The sequence below is a fragment of the Lentzea xerophila genome (assembly GCF_051094245.1).
GTDB lineage: Bacteria > Actinomycetota > Actinomycetes > Mycobacteriales > Pseudonocardiaceae > Lentzea > Lentzea xerophila.
In genome coordinates, this window is sequence record NZ_CP194934.1 from 488,729 (window position 1) to 506,355 (window position 17,627).

The 17,627-nt window shown below is 69.7% G+C and carries 16 protein-coding genes; 11 read left to right on the plus strand and 5 right to left on the minus strand.

Features of this window, described 5'->3' with window-relative positions:
* Positions 1 to 67: 67 nt before the first annotated feature.
* Genes ACRSBM_RS02400 through ACRSBM_RS02410 form a run of 3 tightly spaced genes read left to right on the plus strand, consistent with a single transcriptional unit; the run spans position 68 to position 4,186 of the window.
* The gene (locus ACRSBM_RS02400; RefSeq protein WP_434439219.1) at positions 68 to 736 is read left to right on the plus strand and encodes a response regulator transcription factor; all 669 of its coding nucleotides are present in this window, start codon (positions 68 to 70) and stop codon (positions 734 to 736) included.
* Complete coding sequence (locus ACRSBM_RS02405; protein ID WP_434439222.1) at positions 733 to 2,043, plus strand: HAMP domain-containing sensor histidine kinase; 1,311 nt, start codon at positions 733 to 735, stop codon at positions 2,041 to 2,043. Before ACRSBM_RS02400 ends, ACRSBM_RS02405 begins: the two co-directional genes overlap by 4 nt.
* Before the next feature lie 55 nt (positions 2,044 to 2,098).
* Positions 2,099 to 4,186, plus strand: a complete 2,088-nt coding sequence (locus tag ACRSBM_RS02410; protein ID WP_434439225.1) for a M6 family metalloprotease domain-containing protein — start codon at positions 2,099 to 2,101, stop codon at positions 4,184 to 4,186.
* On the opposite strand, the gene ACRSBM_RS02415 is transcribed toward ACRSBM_RS02410, so the two are convergent.
* Together ACRSBM_RS02415 and ACRSBM_RS02420 are read right to left on the minus strand one after the other, a co-directional pair.
* Entirely contained in the window at positions 4,183 to 4,671 is a 489-nt protein-coding gene (locus ACRSBM_RS02415; RefSeq protein ID WP_434439227.1) for a hypothetical protein, read from the minus strand. The genes ACRSBM_RS02410 and ACRSBM_RS02415 overlap by 4 nt on opposite strands.
* 121 nt (positions 4,672 to 4,792) lie before the next feature.
* On the minus strand, positions 4,793 to 5,341 hold the full coding sequence (locus ACRSBM_RS02420) for a hypothetical protein (RefSeq protein ID WP_434439230.1): 549 nt from the start codon (positions 5,339 to 5,341) through the stop codon (positions 4,793 to 4,795).
* Between the two features lie 473 nt (positions 5,342 to 5,814).
* Between ACRSBM_RS02420 and kdpF the strand changes: the two genes are divergently transcribed.
* Genes kdpF through ACRSBM_RS02450 form a run of 6 tightly spaced genes read left to right on the plus strand, consistent with a single transcriptional unit; the run spans position 5,815 to position 13,364 of the window.
* On the plus strand, positions 5,815 to 5,916 hold the full coding sequence (kdpF, locus tag ACRSBM_RS02425; protein ID WP_434439233.1) for a K(+)-transporting ATPase subunit F: 102 nt from the start codon (positions 5,815 to 5,817) through the stop codon (positions 5,914 to 5,916).
* Positions 5,916 to 7,538, plus strand: a complete 1,623-nt coding sequence (kdpA, locus tag ACRSBM_RS02430; protein WP_434439235.1) for a potassium-transporting ATPase subunit KdpA — start codon at positions 5,916 to 5,918, stop codon at positions 7,536 to 7,538. The genes kdpF and kdpA overlap by 1 nt, the downstream gene beginning before the upstream one ends.
* On the plus strand, positions 7,535 to 9,592 hold the full coding sequence (gene kdpB, locus ACRSBM_RS02435; RefSeq protein ID WP_434439236.1) for a potassium-transporting ATPase subunit KdpB: 2,058 nt from the start codon (positions 7,535 to 7,537) through the stop codon (positions 9,590 to 9,592). Before kdpA ends, kdpB begins: the two co-directional genes overlap by 4 nt.
* A gap of 1 nt (position 9,593) precedes the next feature.
* Complete coding sequence (locus ACRSBM_RS02440; protein WP_434439237.1) at positions 9,594 to 10,121, plus strand: potassium-transporting ATPase subunit C; 528 nt, start codon at positions 9,594 to 9,596, stop codon at positions 10,119 to 10,121.
* Positions 10,099 to 12,690 (plus strand): DUF4118 domain-containing protein, encoded by a 2,592-nt coding sequence (locus tag ACRSBM_RS02445; protein WP_434439239.1) that lies wholly within the window; start codon positions 10,099 to 10,101, stop codon positions 12,688 to 12,690. The genes ACRSBM_RS02440 and ACRSBM_RS02445 overlap by 23 nt, the downstream gene beginning before the upstream one ends.
* Entirely contained in the window at positions 12,687 to 13,364 is a 678-nt protein-coding gene (locus tag ACRSBM_RS02450; protein WP_434439241.1) for a response regulator, read from the plus strand. The genes ACRSBM_RS02445 and ACRSBM_RS02450 overlap by 4 nt, the downstream gene beginning before the upstream one ends.
* 47 nt (positions 13,365 to 13,411) lie before the next feature.
* Here the strand turns inward: ACRSBM_RS02450 and ACRSBM_RS02455 are convergent, their stop codons facing one another.
* Together ACRSBM_RS02455 and ACRSBM_RS02460 are read right to left on the minus strand one after the other, a co-directional pair.
* Entirely contained in the window at positions 13,412 to 14,989 is a 1,578-nt protein-coding gene (locus ACRSBM_RS02455) for a sensor histidine kinase (protein ID WP_434439242.1), read from the minus strand.
* Positions 14,986 to 15,672, minus strand: a complete 687-nt coding sequence (locus ACRSBM_RS02460; RefSeq protein WP_434439245.1) for a response regulator transcription factor — start codon at positions 15,670 to 15,672, stop codon at positions 14,986 to 14,988. Before ACRSBM_RS02460 ends, ACRSBM_RS02455 begins: the two co-directional genes overlap by 4 nt.
* A gap of 168 nt (positions 15,673 to 15,840) precedes the next feature.
* Between ACRSBM_RS02460 and ACRSBM_RS02465 the strand changes: the two genes are divergently transcribed.
* Positions 15,841 to 16,683 carry a serine hydrolase gene (locus ACRSBM_RS02465; protein WP_434439248.1) on the plus strand — a complete coding sequence of 281 codons (843 nt, stop codon included), beginning with the start codon at positions 15,841 to 15,843 and terminating at the stop codon, positions 16,681 to 16,683.
* Positions 16,684 to 16,708: 25 nt separating this feature from the next.
* On the opposite strand, the gene ACRSBM_RS02470 is transcribed toward ACRSBM_RS02465, so the two are convergent.
* Entirely contained in the window at positions 16,709 to 17,185 is a 477-nt protein-coding gene (locus ACRSBM_RS02470; protein ID WP_434439250.1) for a MarR family winged helix-turn-helix transcriptional regulator, read from the minus strand.
* A gap of 59 nt (positions 17,186 to 17,244) precedes the next feature.
* Between ACRSBM_RS02470 and ACRSBM_RS02475 the strand changes: the two genes are divergently transcribed.
* Positions 17,245 to 17,616, plus strand: coding sequence for a VOC family protein (locus ACRSBM_RS02475; protein WP_434439253.1), 372 nt, complete (start codon positions 17,245 to 17,247; stop codon positions 17,614 to 17,616).
* Positions 17,617 to 17,627 lie beyond the last annotated feature (11 nt).

Below are 17,627 nucleotides of genomic sequence, written 5' to 3' on the forward strand. Positions count from 1 at the left end.
TGCTGAGAGAATCGTGAGAGCGGCGATGCACAGCTGGCTCACAGCCTCGCGCCCTACCGTCTTCCGCATGAGACTGCTCGTGGTGGACGACGACCCGGACGTCCGGGACAGTCTGCGGCGCAGCCTCGAGTTCGAGGGCTACGAGGTCATGACCGCCGCGGACGGTGCCGAGGCGTTGCGCCTCGTGGACCGCGCCGACCTGGCCATCCTCGACCTGATGATGCCGAACGTCGACGGCTCGGAGGCCTGCCGCCGGTTGCGCGCGGCCGGTGAACGCCTGCCCGTGCTGATGCTCACCGCCCGCGACGCGCTGGGCGACAAGGTCACCGGCCTGGACGCCGGAGCCGACGACTACCTGGTCAAACCGTTCGCGCTGGAGGAGCTGCTGGCCCGCGTCCGGGCGCTGCTCAAGCAGAACCGGCGCCGCGCGACTCCACAGGCGGCACTCCAGTTCGCCGACCTGCGGCTCGACCTGCACGCCCACGAGGCCGTGCGCGGCGACGCCCGGCTCGACCTGACCCCGACCGAGTTCGACCTCCTGGCGGTCTTCCTGGGCGACCCGGAACGGTTGCTGACCAAGCAGCACCTCAAGCACGCGGTGTGGGGCAAGGACCAGGGCACGAACCTCCTCGACGTGTACATCGGCTACCTGCGCCGCAAGACCGAGGCCGGTGGCCGCCCCCGGCTGCTGCACACCGTGCGCGGCATGGGTTTCATCCTGCGCGAGTCGCCGTGAGCCGCCCGGTGTTGCTGCGCAGCAAGCTGGCGTTGATCACCGCGTTCGTCGTGGCGGTCGCGATCGCCGGCATCAGCGTCGTCACCTGGCTCGCCACCGAGCACAACCTGCGCTCGCAGCTCGACAGGTCGATGCGGGCGAGCCTGCCGCCGCGGATCGAGATCCGGTGCGACCAGAACCTGCCCACCGCGGGACTGCGGCAGGTCCTGCAGGGCATCCAGACCCTGAGCCGCGACGGCCACGGCTGCGCACCGCCCGGCGTCGACCCCGTCGTGACCGGCGCCGGCGACTTCGTGACGACGACGACGTTCCGCGACGGCGTGACCGAGTCCGGCACCGAGGCACGCGTTCTCCTGCAACCGCTCGGCGGCGGCCAGGTGCTGATCCTCAGCCGCAGCCTCGCCGAGATCGACAGCACGCTGACCACGCTCGCGGGTGTCCTCATGGGCGTGTCGGTCTTCGGGGCGCTGCTGGTGGCCGCGGGCGGCCTGTGGCTGACCCGCCGCGCCCTGGCCCCGATGGAACGCCTCACCGAGGCCGTCGAGCACATCGCGCGCACCGAGGACCTCACGACCCCGGTCATCGTCTCCGGCAACGACGAGGTCGGCCGCCTGGGCCGCGCCTTCACCTCGATGACCGCCGCACTGGCCGAGTCCCGGCGACGGCAGCGAAACCTGGTGAACGACGCCGCGCACGAGCTGCGCACCCCGTTGACCAGCCTGCGCACCAACATCGACCTGCTGGTCCGCAGCGAACAAACGGGCCGCGCACTGCCTCAGCGCCGTGAGGTCCTCGATCGGCTGCAGGCCCAGAGCCAGGAGTTCGGCGACCTCGTCACGGAACTCGTCGTGCTGGCCCGCGACGAGCGCGAACTGGCCAGCGACCCGGTCGACGTGTCCACCGTGATCGACCGAGCCGTCGACCGCGCCCGCAGCCGCGCCCGTGACCACCTCTTCGACGTCGACCGCGCCGAGTGGTCGATCGTCGGCGACGCGACCGCGCTGGAACGCAGCGTGCTCAACCTGCTCGACAACGCCGTGAAGTTCTCGCCGCCGAGCTCCGTCGTCACCGTCCGCTCGAAACCGGGCTGGCTCACCGTCAGCGACGAGGGCCCGGGAGTGCCGGTCGAGCACCGGCGCTCGGCGTTCGAGCGGTTCTGGCGCGCCCCCGACGCTCGTGGCCTGCCCGGATCCGGCCTGGGACTGGCCATCGTCTCGGACGTCGTGACCGTGCACGGCGGGTCCGTGCGGTTCGTGCCACGGCCGCGCGGTGCCTCCGTTCGTGTCGATCTGCCCGAATTCCGTTGAGCGGCAGACGATCGACGGGTGGTTCGGACGGGTGGCTCTGCACCACGGTGGTGGCATGGACCGCAGACACCGGCGCCCTGCCCTGCTCATCACCGCGATCCTCTCGGTCGCGATGTTCACCGCCGGCAACTCCGCCGCAGCCCCGCCCGACGAGCCGTCGCACCACTGGCAGTACGACCACTGGCCGCAGCAGCAGCCGTGGCAGCAGTCGGGGGACTCCGCCCGCGTGTTCGCGCAGGCCGGGTTCCCGGGCCCGATCGACCCGCAGAACTGGGTCAACCCCGACCACATGACGTGGGAGCGGGACTACAAGAAGATCCCCGGCACGAACTGGGCCGACCCGTCGGTCAAGGGCTCGCTGCGCAACTTCAGGGGCGCGCTGGTCCTGCTGGACTACCCGAACCAGCCGTTCGTCGTGACGCAGCCGAAGAACTCCACGGTGTTCGGCAACCCGAGCGCGGAGGCGAGCAACGTCCCGCGCGCCGAGGTCGGGCAGTTCTACGAGGACTTCCTCAACAAGCCGAACGGCCTGAACCGCGGCCACACCGTGCACGAGTACTGGATGGAGACCTCCGGCGGGCGCTACGGCGTCGAGCTGAAGGCGTTCGGCCCCTACACGATGCCGGGCAAGGACCACGAGTACGCCATGGAGTTCCAGGGCGGAACCGATTGCCCGGCAGGCGACTCGTGCAACCGCAACATCCGCACGGACGGCCGCGCCGCGTGGGTCGCGGACGTCGGCGCGGAGGTGCCCGCGGGCTACGACTTCATCTACTACCTGTCGGCGGGCCAGGACGAGTCCGGCACGTGGCAGGAGTTCGGGATGATGAAGTTCCGCACCAAGGAGGACGTCACCGACGCCTTCGGCCCGCCGGACCCCGCGCTGCCGAACTACTCGCGCACCCGGTACGTCGACTGGACCTCGTGGGCCGCGGGCTCGTCGATCTGGCCCAACGCGGGCGGCGGCTCGTCCACCCAGGCCGAGAGCTCCGGCCAGGGCGTGTACGCGCACGAGCTGAGCCACATCCTCGGGATCGGCGACAACTACAACAACCCGTACGGCAACCCGCCACGCCGTGACTACAGCGGCCCGTGGGACATGCTGTCGCGCGGCTCGTTCAACGGCCCCGGCGGCCCGCACTCCCGCTGGACGATCCCGGCCACCGGCGGCGGATCGCTCGGCGCGCAGCAGACGTTCCGCAACAGGATCAAGCTCGGCATCGTCGACGAGCAGAACGTCCTGCGCCTGTCGCGGGAGGCACTGGCCGGGTCCGGCACGGTCATCGCGAAGATCACCGCACGCGAGGTCAACCCCGGCGCCACCGGCCTGACCGGCATCAACCTCGCCCTGGGCACCGGCGACAAGTCCCCGTCCTGCAACGTGTCCACCGACCCGTTCTGCGACGGCGGCGGCTACAACAACTACACGCTCGAGGTCGTCGACCGGATGGGCGCCGACTCGTTCACCCCGGACTCCGGCGTCATGCTGGCCAAGACCAAGAACGCCGACGCCGCACCGTTCACGTGGGTGATCGACGCCAACCCGCAGGACATCGGCATGACCGACTACGTCCTGCCCGACGGCACCAAGGTCCCGATCACGATCGGCGACTACCGCCAGCTGTCCGACGCCCTGTTCCACGCGGGCACGAACTCGGGCAGCGAGTACGAGTTCGTCGACACCGCCAACCGCCTGCACTTCTACGTGCTGGACCTGCAGCGCGACGCCCGCGGTGTGCTGTCCTACACGGTCGCGGTCCGGTCGCTGGACGGCGCGGGACCGCAGCAGCGCGGCGTGCGGGTCACCCCGACCGCCGCCCGTGCCGACTCGTCGGGCGTGGCGACGTGCCGCTTCCCGTTGACCAACACCGGCCGCACGGCACCTCCTGCCGGGCAGCACCCGGAGCCCGTCGACCAGTACCTCGACGGTGACGTGTACCGCGTGACGGCGACGGCGGCGAACGGCTGGACCGTCTCGGTGCCCAACGCGCTGGCCACGGCCAAGTTCGGTGGCCGCGCCGACGTTCCCGTGCACGCTCAGCGCAACGAGGGCCCGATCATGTCCAAGGTGACCCTCACCGCGGTGTCGGAGAGCAACCCGGCGAAGACCGCGACCGCCACCTGCACGGTGGTCGGCCGCTAGCGGTACCGGCTCCGGGCCGGCCTGTGCCGGCCCGGAGCTTCCCGGCGCTGCTGTCCTTGCGGCGCAACGGGTCCGGACGTCAGCATCACGAAGAGTGCCAGCAGCACAATGGTTCCGCACGCCACCCACGTCAGCGTCCTGACCACGGGAACCGGTGCGATCACCCCGATGCTGAACAGCAGTAACGGCATCCCGAGCGCGTAGCCGATCCCGGCCGCGAACGTGCGCCCGGACCCGTTGACGAGCAACGGGACCGCGGCGATTCCGCCCAGCACCGCGAACGCCAGCCAGGCGTACGTCATCCCGGCGTGCAGGGCGATCGTGACGTCCATGCCGCCCTTCGCGCGAATCGCGGCCTCCGCCTCGGCCTGGTGGCTGAACCCCACGGTGGCCCGTGTGCCCGCGGCCACGGCGGTGAGCACCAACGACGCGCCGAGGATCGTACGACCGCGCCGGACCGGATCGACTCGTTTCCTGGTGTCCACGTACCTCAGTCTGTTGGCAACCGCGGGCAACAGCCCACCGCAAACGCCCAAGTGCACTCGGTGGTGGTACGGGACTACGGGTTCATGGCTGTGCTCAGCCAGGCGGCGGCGAGTTCGGCATTCAGCGGACTCGCCGGGCCTGGCCGGCCGTCGCCCGGTCCTGCCGGCGCGGTCGAGACGTCGTGGTGGTGGCGGAGCGCTGACCACGACAGGTGGGCAGGGTTTCCGCCCACCACCGCAACGCTTCGTCCTCGTCGCGGAAGATGTCCAGGGCGTCGCCGAGCAGTTCGGCACCGACGATCGCGCGCGAGATCGTGCTGTCGTCGACCAGCACGTGCCGCCGCTGCACCCGGCCGCCCGGACAGGCGCCGGCGACGAGGTCGAACCAGTCGTCGCCGTTCTCGAACATCGCCGTGACACCCCAGTCGTCAGGGGCGAGCGAGGGAAGCTTGGTGGCGGAACGGATCGTGCCACCGAGCGCGGTTCGCAGCGTCGCCACGACCTGCTCGCGGGACGGCGGAGAGCAGTCGCGCGCGACGAGCCCGAGGCGCCGTGCGGCTTCGAGCCCGGTGCCGGTGAGAGAGGCAGCGCCGCCAATCCCCGGCAGATCCGGGCCGGTCAGCAGGAGTACGTCCCAATCGCTGCGCAGCAAACGGTATGCGGTCGTCAAGCCTGCGACACCCGCGCCAATGACAAGCGCTCGTCTGGTGAGCATGACCCAGTCCCTTCCAACGAGGAAACAGTCACGCCGACCAGACTTCCCGGCACACCTGTCGCCCAGAGTAGGTGGCAGGTGTGCCGGGCGGAAGCTCTGACGCGACTTTTGCGCCGACCGGCAGCGCGTGGCCGGCGCGCACCGCGGGAGAGCAGTCCGAAAGGCCGGATCACACCCAGTCACCACCGGATGCCCCTGCGGAGTGAGTCGGAGGACACAGGGCATCAGCAACGCGTAAAGGAACGCGTCAAGGGCGTCAAAGTGTCGTCAGCCGTCCTGATTCACGAGTGAGCGCGATGCACGCTGACGGGTGTCAAGGCCACATCGTTGTCGGGAAGGGAGCGCGCAATGGCCGACCTGGCCTACGCGTTGCTGTTGATCGGGGTTTTCCTGGTGCTCGCGCTGACCGTGCGCGGACTGGAGAGGCTGTGAGCGGCACCGGTCTGGTCGCGAACGCCGTCGGTGGCGTCCTCGCGCTGTCGTTGATCGTCTACTTGTTCATCGCTCTCATCCGGCCGGAGAAGTTCTGATGTCACCCACCGTGGCCGGCCTGCTGCAGGCCGGCCTCCTCGTCCTGGCGTTGGCGGTGGTCTACCGGCCTCTCGGTGACTACATGGCGCGCGTCTACAGCGCCACCGGACACTCCAAAGTGGAGCGGGTGATCTACCGGCTGGGCCGGGTGAACCCGGAGGCCGGGCAGAAGTGGAGCACCTACGCCTACGGCGTGCTCGGGTTCTCGTTCGCCGGCGTCGTCCTTCTGTATGTCATGCAACGGATCCAGCCGCTTCTGCCGTTCAGTTTCGACCGGGGCAGCGTGCCGTCCGGCATGGCGTTCAACACCGCGGTCAGCTTCGTGACGAACACGAACTGGCAGTCCTACGTCCCGGAGACCGTCCTGGGCCACACGGTCCAGATGGCCGGTCTGACCGTGCAGAACTTCGTCTCCGCCGCGGTCGGCCTGTCGGTCGCGGTGGCGTTGGTGCGCGGGTTCGTGCGTCATCAGACCGACCGGCTCGGCAACTTCTGGGTCGACCTCACCCGCGGCGTGATCCGGATCCTGCTGCCGATCGCGTTCATCTTCGCGATCGTGCTGATCGCGCTCGGCGTGACGATGTCACTGAAGTCCGGTGTGGACGTCGACGGCCAGATCGTCGCGAACGCACCCGTTGCCAGCCAGGAGGTGATCAAGGAGCTCGGCACCAACGGCGGCGGCGTCCTCAACGCGAACTCGTCGCATCCCTTCGAGAACCCGAACTCCTGGACGAACCTGATCGAGATCTTCCTGCTGCTCGTGATCCCGGTGTCGCTGACCCGCACGTTCGGGAAGCTGGTCGGCGAGAAGAAGCAGGGTTACGTGCTGCTCGGCGTGATGGGCCTGATCTGGACCGCGATGCTGACGGTGATCTGGGTCGCCGAGGAGAACGGCCTGCGCCCCCTGGAGGGCAAGGAACTGCGGTTCGGCGTTGCGGCGTCGGCGTTGTTCGCGAACTCCACGACCAGCACGTCGACCGGTGCGGTCAACTCGATGCACGACAGCTTCACCGGACTCGGTGGCGGCGGCGCGCTGCTGAACATGCTGTTCGGGGAGATGACGCCGGGCGGTGTCGGCACCGGTCTGTACAGCATCCTGGTGATGGCGATCATCGCGATGTTCCTGGCGGGCCTGATGGTCGGCCGCACGCCGGAGTACCTCGGCAAGAAGCTGGGGCGCAAGGAGGTCACGGCCGCGGCGGTGTCGATTCTCGCGATGCCGACCGTGTTGCTGATCGGTGCCGGGATCGCGGCGATCCTGCCGAGCACGCAGGCGGCGTTGAACAACCCCGGCTCGCATGGCCTGTCAGAGATCCTTTACGCCTACGCGTCGGCGTCGAACAACAACGGCAGCGCGTTCGCCGGCATCACGGTGACCAACGACTGGTTCCAGTCGTCCCTGGGTGTCTGCATGGCGCTCGGCCGGTTCATCCCGATCGTCGCGGTGCTCGCGCTCGCCGGTTCCCTGGCGGCGCAGAAGAAGGTACCGGTGACGGCGGGCACGCTGCCCACGACCGGGCCGCTGTTCGCGACGTTGCTCGGCGGCAGCATCGTGCTCGTGGCCGCGCTGACGTTCGTTCCCGCCCTTGCTCTCGGTCCCATCGCGGAGGCACTGCTGTGACCAGCACACTTCAGCGGACTCCTGAGGAGATCCGCGACCGGCGCGCGGAGAACCCGGGCCACCAGGTCGGTGCCGGCGTCTTCGACCCGAAGCAGCTGCTGACGTCGTTCCCGGACGCGCTGCGCAAGTTCGACCCGCGCTACCAGCTGCGCAACCCGGTCATGTTCGTCGTCTGGGCGGGCTCGCTGCTGGTGACGGTCTTCGCGATCACGGACCCGAGCGTGTTCACCGTCGCCGTGGCACTGTGGCTGTGGTTCACCGTGCTGTTCGCGAACCTCGCCGAGGCCGTCGCGGAGGGCAGGGGCAAGGCGCAGGCGGAGTCGCTCAGGAAGACCAAGGAGGACGCCGTCGCGCGCCGTCTCGCCGAGGACGGTTCCGAACACCGGGTTCCCGGCACGGATCTCCGGATCAGCGACCTGGTCGTCGTGGAGGCGGGGGAGGTCATCCCCGGCGACGGCGACGTCGTCGAGGGCATCGCCACGGTCGACGAGTCGGCGATCACGGGTGAGTCAGCGCCGGTGATCCGGGAGTCCGGCGGCGACCGGTGTGCCGTCACCGGCGGTACCACCGTGCTGTCGGACCGGGTGGTCGTGCGGATCACCACGAAACCCGGTGAGTCCTTTGTGGACCGGATGATCGCGCTCGTCGAGGGCGCGGAGCGGCAGAAGACGCCGAACGAGATCGCGCTGACGATCCTGCTGTCCACGCTGACGATCATCTTCCTGCTCGCGGTGGTGGCGCTGCAGCCGTTCGCGATCTACTCGGGCGGCGAGCAGTCCGTCGTCGTGCTGACGGCGCTCCTGGTCTGCCTGATCCCGACGACGATCGGCGCGCTGCTGTCCGCGATCGGCATCGCGGGCATGGACCGCCTGGTGCAGCGCAACGTGCTCGCGACGTCCGGCAAGGCGGTCGAGGCCGCGGGCGACATCGACACGTTGCTGCTGGACAAGACCGGCACCATCACGTGGGGCAACCGCCGCGCCACCGAGTTCATCCCGGCCAACGGCACCGACGAGCGCAGGCTCGCCGAGGCCTGCCGCCTGTCCAGCCTCGCCGACGGCACGCCGGAAGGCCGCAGCGTCGTCGAGCTGTGCGTGGCGAAGTACGGCCTGCCGGCGGAACCGGCCGACGCGGAGAAGGCCGGCGAGTTCGTGCCGTTCACGGCGCAGACCCGGATGAGCGGCATCGACCTGGACGGCCGCAGCATCCGCAAGGGCGCCGCCAGCGCGTTCACCATCTCCGAAGAGGTGCACCGCATCGTCGACCAGATCAGCGCGGACGGCGGCACGCCGCTCGTCGTCACCGAGAACGATGAGGTTCTCGGGGTGATCCGGCTCAGTGACGTCGTGAAGCCCGGTATGAAAGAACGCTTCGCGGCGCTGCGGGCGATGGGCATCCGCACGGTGATGGTCACGGGCGACAACCCGTTGACGGCCAAGGCGATCGCGGGTGAGGCGGGTGTGGACGACTTCCTCGCCGAGGCCAAGCCCGAGGACAAGATGGCCCTCATCCGCAAGGAGCAGGAGGGCGGCCGGCTCGTCGCGATGACCGGTGACGGCACCAACGACGCGCCCGCGCTGGCGCAGTCGGACGTCGGTGTCGCGATGAACACCGGCACGTCGGCCGCGAAGGAGGCCGGCAACATGGTCGACCTCGACTCGGACCCGACCAAGCTGATCGAGATCGTGGAGATCGGCAAGCAGCTGCTGATCACCCGCGGTGCGCTCACCACCTTCAGCGTCGCCAACGACCTCGCGAAGTACTTCGCGATCCTCCCGGCGATGTTCGCGGCGATCTACCCGGCGCTGGGCCGGCTCGACATCATGCGGCTGGCCACGCCGCAGTCGGCGATCCTGTCGGCGGTGATCTTCAACGCGCTGGTCATCGTGGCGCTGATCCCGTTGGCGCTCAAGGGTGTCCGCTACCGGCCGTCCAGTGCCTCCGCGTTGCTGCGGCGCAACCTGCTGATCTACGGCCTCGGCGGCATCGTGACGCCGTTCGCCGGGATCTGGCTGATCGACCTGCTCGTGCGACTCATCCCCGGGATCGGCTGACATGGACAACTTCGTCAAGCAAGCGTGGGCGGGCCTGCGGATCCTGCTGGTACTCACCGTGCTCACCGGGGTGCTCTACCCGGCCGCGGTGTGGGGCGTCTCGCGGCTCCCCGGCCTGCACGGCAACGCGGAGGCGGCCGGCACGACCCTGGTCGCCGTGCCGCGTGAAGGCGACCGGTACTTCGCGCCGCGTCCGTCCGCCGCGACGCTGCCCGCCTCGGGCGGCTCGAACAAGGGCGAGCTCAACGAGGACTACGACAAGGTCGTCGCCGAACGCCGCACCGCCGTGGCGCGACGCGAGGGCGTGGCCGAGGACCAGGTGCCGCAGGACGCGGTCACCGCGTCGGCGTCCGGCCTGGATCCGCACATCAGTCAGGAGTACGCCGCCATCCAGGTGCCCAGGGTCGCGCGGGCCAGCGGCCTGTCCGTGGAGAAGGTGCGGGAACTGGTCGCCGGCAGCACGGGCGGGACGTTCACCACGACCGTGAATGTGACGGCGCTCAACCGTGCCATCGACGCAGCCCTCTGAGCAGCGCCGCGGCGAGCTGCGGATCTACCTCGGTGCCGCTCCCGGTGTCGGCAAGACCTTCGCCATGCTCGGCGAAGCTCACCGGCGCCGGGAGCGCGGCACCGACGTGGTCGTCGGCCTCGTCGAGACGCACGGACGGGAGAAGACCCGGACCCTGCTCGACGGCCTGGACATCCTGCCGCGCAAAGAGATCCACCACCGCGGTGTCGGCTTCACCGAGATGGACGTCGATGCGTTGCTGACCCGTGCGCCCGAGGTCGCGGTGGTCGACGAGCTCGCGCACACCAACGTTCCGGGCTCGCGCAACGAGAAGCGCTGGCAGGACGTCGAGGAGCTGCTCGACGCCGGCATCGACGTGCTGTCCACGGTCAACGTCCAGCACCTCGAGTCGCTCAACGACGTCGTCGAGCGGATCACCGGTGTCCGGCAACGGGAAACCATGCCGGACGAGGTGGTCCGCCGCGCCGACCAGGTCGAGCTGGTCGACATCACGCCGGAAGCCCTGCGCAGGCGGCTAGCGCACGGCAACGTCTACGCCGCGCACAAGATCGATGCCGCGCTCGGCAACTACTTCCGCGTGGGCAACCTGACGGCGCTGCGCGAGCTGGCGCTGCTTTGGGTCGCCGACCAGGTCGACGTCGCGTTGCAGCGTTATCGGCACGAGCAGCGGATCACCGACACCTGGGAGACCCGCGAACGGGTCGTCGCCGCGATCACGGGAGGACCGGAGAGCGAGACGCTCATCCGCCGCGCCCGGCGCATCGCGCTGAGGGCGGGAGCCGAACTGCTCGTCGTGCACGTGATGCGCGGTGACGGGCTCACCGGCGCGTCTCCGGAGGTCGTCACGAAGTGCCGCAAGGTCGGCGAGGACCTCGGCGCGACGTTCCACTCGGTGGTCGGCGACGACGTGCCGACCGCGCTGCTGGAGTTCGCCCGTGGCGTCAACGCCACGCAGCTCGTGCTCGGCACCTCCCGGCGGTCGCGGCTGGCCCGCGCGTTCGACGAGGGCATCGGGGCCGCCGTGATCCACGACTCGGGCCCGATCGACGTGCACATGGTCACCCACGACGCGGCACGTCGGGGCCTGCGCTGGAAGATCGGCCGCAACGCGCTCGGCCGCGCCCGGCAGCTCGCGGGCTGGGCCACGGCGGTCGTGCTACCCGCGCTGGTCACCCTGCTCGGCATGTCCTGGCGCGAGGAGATCGACTACTCCACCGACCTGGTCGCGTTCCTGCTCGTCACGTGCGTGGCCGCGCTGGTCGGCGGGCTCGGGCCCGCGCTGTTCTGCGCGTTCCTCGGCGCGGGCCTGCTCAACTTCTTCTTCACCGAGCGTTACTACAGCCTCGCCGTGAACACGCCGGAGAACCTGATCACGCTCGTGGCCATGGTGATCGTCGCGACGGTCGTGGCGTTGGTCGTGGACCGCGCGGCACGGCTGGGGGAGCAGGGCGCCCGTGCGCGCACCGAGGCCGCGCTGCTGGCCTCGTACTCCCGCACCGTGCTCACCAGCCCGGTCCCGCTGGCCCGGCTGCTGGCGAAGATCCGGGAGAACTTCGGCCTGGAGTCGGTGGCGCTGCTGGAACGCCGGGGCGGCACCTGGGAACGCGTGGCGTGCGTGGGCCCGCGGCCGTGCGACGAGCCGGACGACGCCGACGCCGACATCGCCGTCACCTCCGACATTCATCTGGCGCTGCGCGGCCGTACCCTGCCGGCGAGCGACCAGCGGGTGCTGGAGGCTGCGGCGGGGCAGGCGCTGATGGCGTTGCGGCAACAGCGGATGGCGGCGGAGACAGCCGACGCCCAGCGCAGGGTCGAGACGACCGAACTGCGCACCGCGCTGCTCTCCGCCGTCGGGCATGATCTGCGCACTCCGCTGACGTCCATCAAGGCCGCGATCGGCAGCTTGCGCGACCATGACCTGCGACTGTCCGAAGAGGACACGGAGGAGCTCATGGCCACGGTCGAGGAATCCGCCGACCGGCTCAACGGCCTGGTGGACAACCTGCTCGACTCCTCGCGGCTCGCGACCGGATCGGTGGCTCCGATCATCCGCCCGGTGGGCTACTACGAGGTCGTGGCCAGGGCACTGTCCGGTGTGGACGAGCGGGGCACGGTCTCGGTCGACGTCCGCGAGGACCTACCGCTGGTGCTGGCCGACATCGGGCTGCTCGAACGCGTCGTCGCCAACATCATCGACAACGCGTTGCGGCACGGCCGCATGTCGCCCCGGCGACCGGTCGACGTCGACGGTGACGGCCAGGTCAGGTCGGACGAACCGGAGGTCGCGGTCAGGGCCAGCGCCCATGGTGACCGGGTCGAGCTGCGCGTGGTCGACCACGGCCCCGGCCTGCCGAAGAAGGCGGTCAAGAGGATCTTCACGCCGTTCCAGCGGCTCGGCGACCGCGACGCGGCACCCGGTGCCGGGCTCGGGCTCAGTGTGGCGAAGGGGTTCACCGAGGCGATGGGTGGCGAGATCAGCGCGGAGGACACGCCGGGTGGCGGGCTGACGGTCGTCGTTTCCCTCCAGGCGGCTGGGTCGTTGCCGGTGAGGGAGGAGCAGTGGCCATGACCTCGGTTCTGGTGGTCGACGACGAGCCGCAGATCGTGAGGGCGCTGCGGATCAACCTCAGCGCCCGCGGGTACGAGGTGATGACCGCGTACGACGGGAAGTCCGCGCTGAGTGTCGCGGTGGAGGGCAAACCCGACGTCGTGGTGCTGGACCTCGGGCTGCCGGACATCGACGGCGTGGACGTGATCGCGGGTTTGCGCGGCTGGTCCGCGATGCCGATCATCGTGCTGTCCGCGCGCACCGACTCCTCGGCCAAGGTCGAGGCGCTGGACGCCGGTGCCGACGACTACGTCACCAAACCGTTCGGCATGGACGAGCTCCTCGCGCGGCTGCGGGCCGCCGTGCGCAGGAAGACCGTGCTGGCGGTGGAGGAACCGATCGTGCGGACGTCGACCTTCACCGTCGACCTCACCGTCAAACGGGTCCATCGCGACGACAGCGAGGTGCACCTGACGCCGACCGAGTGGGGACTGCTGGAGATCCTCGCCCGCAACCCCGGCAAGCTGGTGTCGCAGAAGCAGTTGCTGGCGGAGGTGTGGGGACCGGCGTACGTCGACGAGTCGCAGTACCTGCGGGTGTACCTGGCGCAGCTGCGGCGCAAGCTGGAGCCGGACCCCGCGCGTCCCCGGCACCTGATCACCGAACCCGGGATGGGATATCGGTTCCAGCTCTGAAGGGACAGCGTCCACGAGCGTCGATCTTCCAGCTCGGCCTGCCGTGCTCAGCGGGGCAGCCGGACGGTGAACGTCGAGCCGACGCCTTCCGTGCTGGCGGCGGTGATCGTGCCGCCGTGCGCGGTGACGATCTCCTTGGTGATGGCGAGGCCGAGGCCGCGGCCGCCGGTGCCGCGTCGCCGCGCCGCGTCGGCGCGCCAGAACCTGTCGAAGACGTGCGGCAGGTCCTGTGCGGAGATGCCGGTGCCGGTGTCGGCGACCGTGATCACGGCCTCGTCGCCGTAGGAGTAGGTGCTGAGCACGACCGAGCCGCCCGGCTGGGTGGCGCGCACCGCGTTGGTGAGGAGGTTGCCGATGACCTGGCGGAACCGGTCCGGGTCGACGGTGACGAGCACCGGTTGTGGTGCGTCCACGTCGATGCGCACGCCGGTCGCCGCGGCGTGCGCGTTGCGGGCGGAGTGCAGCAGTTCGGCGAGGTCGACGCGGCTCGGGTAGTAGACGAGGTCGCCGGACTCGGCCAGCGCCAGTTCCTGCAGGTCCGCGATGAGTCGTTGCTGCAGCAGGGCTTCCTCGTGCAGCGAACGGAACAGCTCGTCGTCGGCGGGCAGCACGCCGTCCTGGACGGCCTCCAGGTAGCCGCGGATGTTCGCGATCGGGGTGCGCAGCTCGTGCGCGATGTCGGCGATCATGTTGTGCTGCTGGCGTTTGCTGCGCTGCAACGACTCGGCCATGCGGTTGAAGGAACGGCTGAGCTGGGTCAGCTCGTCACCGCCGTGCTCGGGGACGCGTTCGTCCAGCGCCCCCTCGCCGAGCCGGCCGGACGCGGTGACCAGGGCGTCGATCGGCCGCACGACGCGACGGCTGATCAGCAACGACGCCACCGCGACCACCAACGCCACCAGGCCCGCCGCGACGAGCGCCGGACCGGGGGAGATGATCGGTTGTGACGGCTTCTGGTCGGCGTTGCCGATCATCACCTGCACCGGGGGTGGCGTGATCGCGGCGAGTTCAGCCGCGTACCAGCGCTGCAGGCAGTCATGGTCTTGCGCACACGGCTTGGAGAGCGGTTCGTGTGGCGGCTGCACCAGTGAGGGGCAGGACTTGATCCCCGCTGTCACCGCCTCGATTCTGTACTGACCCAGCTCGTCGGTGCTGATGCGGACGTCACGGTTGTGGTCGGCAGCGCACCGCGCCGCGTACATTTCGCCACGGTAGCGCAGTGGCATGGTGCGGATGATGTCCCCGTACTTGGCGAGCGTGTGTCCCTCCAGTCGCAGCTTCGGCCGGGTCTCGGCGAGCAGGGTGAAGCGTGGCGTGGTGTCGCCTTCGCTCGGTGCGCTGTCCGCGAGCATGAGGCCGTCGGTGGTGGTGACGCGCACCCGTTGACCGGCTTTCGCCGCCCACCCGGCGACCTGGGTGCCCGAGTCGGTCCAGTTCCCGCGCAGCAGACCGTGCAGGACGATCGAGTCGACCGCGCGGTCGATGTCGAGCAGGGCAGGTGGCGCGAGTTCGGCGGCCTGCTCGCTGGTCTGCTGGAACGCCAGCCAGGCGGTGGCGCCCGCCGTGCTCAGCGCGACCGCGACGGTGAGCAGGAAGACCCTGGTGCGGAAGCTGGGGCGCCTCATCGCGGATCGGCGAACCGATAGCCCCGGCCGGGCACGGTCAGCACGTAGCGCGGTTCGGCCGGATCGGGCTCGATCTTGCGGCGCAGGTTCATGATGTGGGCGTCGACGGTGCGTTCCTGGACGTGGTGGTCGAAGCCGAACGCGCGCTCCAGCAGCTGGCCGCGGCTGAACGCGCGGCCCGGTTCGGCGGCGAGCACCCGCAGGAACTCGAACTCCCTGGCGGTGAGCGTGATCTGCGTGCCGGCGATGCGGACCTCGAACCGGTCGGGGTCGATCTCCACGTCGTCGACCTGGATCTTCGCGGACGGTTCGCGGGTCGCGCGGGACCGTCTGAGCAGCGCCCGCACCCGAGCCGCCAGCTCTCTCGGGCTGTACGGCTTGGTCATGTAGTCGTCGGCGCCGAGGTCCATGCCGAGCAACAGGTCCGGTTCGGTCGAGCGGGCCGTGAGCATCAGGATCGGCACGTCGGACTCGGCGCGCAGCACGCGGCACACGTCGAGTCCGTCGACCTCGGGCAGCATCAGGTCGAGCACCACCAGGTCGGGGTTGCGGGACCGGCTCAGGTCGATCGCCACCCGGCCGTCCGCCGCCACGAGGACGCTGTGACCTTCACGTTCCAGGTAGGCCCGAATCAGGTGGGACTGCTTCGGGTCGTCCTCGGCGACCAGGATGCGGGCGTTCACGGTGGCCATGGTGCCCGATCCGGGCCGTCGCGGCAGTGAAGGAGTGATGAAGGACCGCTCCGCTTGCCGTGAAGCCGCCTGATCGCATGGTTCTCTGCTCGGTTCTTCAGAGGTTCTTCATCGATGTCTTCGCAAGGTCGGTGTCACTACCGTCCAGAGGAGACGTTCATGCTCCGTCCACTTCTCATCGCCGTGCTCACGGGTGCCGTGGCCGCCGCGTCGGTCGTCGCGCTCGAGTCGCCCTCGCAGCCGCCGCCCCAGGAGCAGGAGCAGCCGAGTCCGAGGCCACAGGCGGCGCCATCGCACACGACCGTCGCGGGCACCTCGGTACCGCCTGAGGGGCCGTCCGCGGCCGCCGTGCACGTCGAGGTCGACGGCCAGTGGTCGTGGGCGTTGCGCAACATGGAGACGGGCGAGCTCATGGGCGCGGGTTCGTTGCGCAACACCACGGAGTCGATGATCAAGGCCTGGCTCGCGGTGGACTACGTGGCGGCGAAGGGGTCGGTCGTCTCCAGCACCGACGAGCTCCTGATCGACAAGATGATCCGGTCCAGCAACGACAACGCCGCCCAAACGCTCTACCTCCGGCTCGGTGCGGACGCCTCGGTGCGGCGGATGATCACGACGTGCGGCTTGCGGACCACGTCGGTGCACGCGGGCTGGTGGTCGTTGACGACGATGCCCGCGTCCGACGCGACGTTGCTGGGTGCGTGTGTGGCACGTGGACCCGGCATGAGTCCTGAGTGGAGGGACAAGCTGCTGGACAAGATGCGGAATCTCAGTCCCGGTAACGGGTTCGGGATCGCCGAAGCGCCGGCGTTCAAGGGCCGGCAGGTCGCGGTGAAGAACGGCTGGACGTTGCACGGCACGACGTGGGCGGTCAACTGCCTGGGAATCTGGGACCAGTGGGTGCTCGCGGTGATGATCCGGTATCACGACCGCGGTGACGAGCACCTCTACGGCGCGGGGGTGTGTTCCACCATTGCGCAGCAGCTGTTCGCGTCGGTGTGAGCAGCGGCGCCCATTGGTGCTGTCGCTAGAACTCCGCTTCGGCCACGTGGGTGACGTCGTCTGGAACGAGAGCGTCGACGCAGGCGACGAGATCGTGCAGCAGCCGGTCCTGCTGCGCTGCGGAGAACGGCGTGAGCATCCGCTGTTCGACGGCTCGCACGGCAGTGCTGGCGGCCCGTAGCTGCGCGCGGCCGGCCGGGGTGAGCTGACTGGGCAGGGCCCGGCCGTGGGGCGCGGTCGCCGGGCGGTCGATCAGTCCGCGGTCCTGCAGCCCGCGCAGCACGAGGTTCATCGACTGGCGGGTGACGAACACGGCTCGCGCCAGCTCCGCGTTCGACAGCCCCGGTCGCTGGGAGAGCACTTCCAGGCAGGAGTACTGCGGCACGGTCAGGTCCAGCGGCCGCAGCGCGGCGTCCATGGCGGTGCGCAGCGCGCTGGCCGCTCGTTTCAACGTGTAGCCCACCGCCCTGTCCAGGGGGCCGACCTGCTCGGCTTGACTCATGTCAGCATCATGACATACGTTCCAGATGTCAGCACATTGACATCTAGGTGGAGGACGACATGACCGTGACCGGACCCGACTTCCTCGCTCTGCAGGTGCGCGACCTCGACCGTGCGGCCGAGTTCTACGAGACCCACCTCGGGCTGCGCAGACTGCCCGTCAGCCCACCCGGAGCGGTCGTGTTCGGCACCGCGCCGATCCCGTTCGCCGTGCGGGAGCCCGTTCCCGGGACGGACCTGGACGCCGCGCACCCACATCCGGGACTGGGGGTCGCGCTGTGGTTGCACTCCGACGACGCGCAAGCGCTGCACGACCGGTTGGCCGGCGCCGGCATCCCGATCGTCACCGCACCGTTCGACGGGCCGTTCGGCCGCACGTTCGTCTTCGCCGACCCGGACGGCTACGTGATCACCATCCACGACAAGGCCTGACCTGAAGGGGC

Bases quoted from the DNA above. Each gene is read 5' to 3' on its own strand.
- ACRSBM_RS02400 (WP_434439219.1), top strand. From the start codon at position 68: ATGAGACTGCTCGTGGTGGACGACGACCCGGACGTCCGGGACAGTCTG.
- ACRSBM_RS02410 (WP_434439225.1), top strand. From the start codon at position 2,099: ATGGACCGCAGACACCGGCGCCCTGCCCTGCTCATCACCGCGATCCTC.
- kdpA (WP_434439235.1), top strand. From the start codon at position 5,916: ATGTCACCCACCGTGGCCGGCCTGCTGCAGGCCGGCCTCCTCGTCCTG.
- ACRSBM_RS02440 (WP_434439237.1), top strand. From the start codon at position 9,594: ATGGACAACTTCGTCAAGCAAGCGTGGGCGGGCCTGCGGATCCTGCTG.
- ACRSBM_RS02450 (WP_434439241.1), top strand. From the start codon at position 12,687: ATGACCTCGGTTCTGGTGGTCGACGACGAGCCGCAGATCGTGAGGGCG.
- ACRSBM_RS02455 (WP_434439242.1), bottom strand. From the start codon at position 14,989: ATGAGGCGCCCCAGCTTCCGCACCAGGGTCTTCCTGCTCACCGTCGCG.
- ACRSBM_RS02465 (WP_434439248.1), top strand. From the start codon at position 15,841: ATGCTCCGTCCACTTCTCATCGCCGTGCTCACGGGTGCCGTGGCCGCC.
- ACRSBM_RS02470 (WP_434439250.1), bottom strand. From the start codon at position 17,185: ATGAGTCAAGCCGAGCAGGTCGGCCCCCTGGACAGGGCGGTGGGCTAC.
- ACRSBM_RS02475 (WP_434439253.1), top strand. From the start codon at position 17,245: ATGACCGTGACCGGACCCGACTTCCTCGCTCTGCAGGTGCGCGACCTC.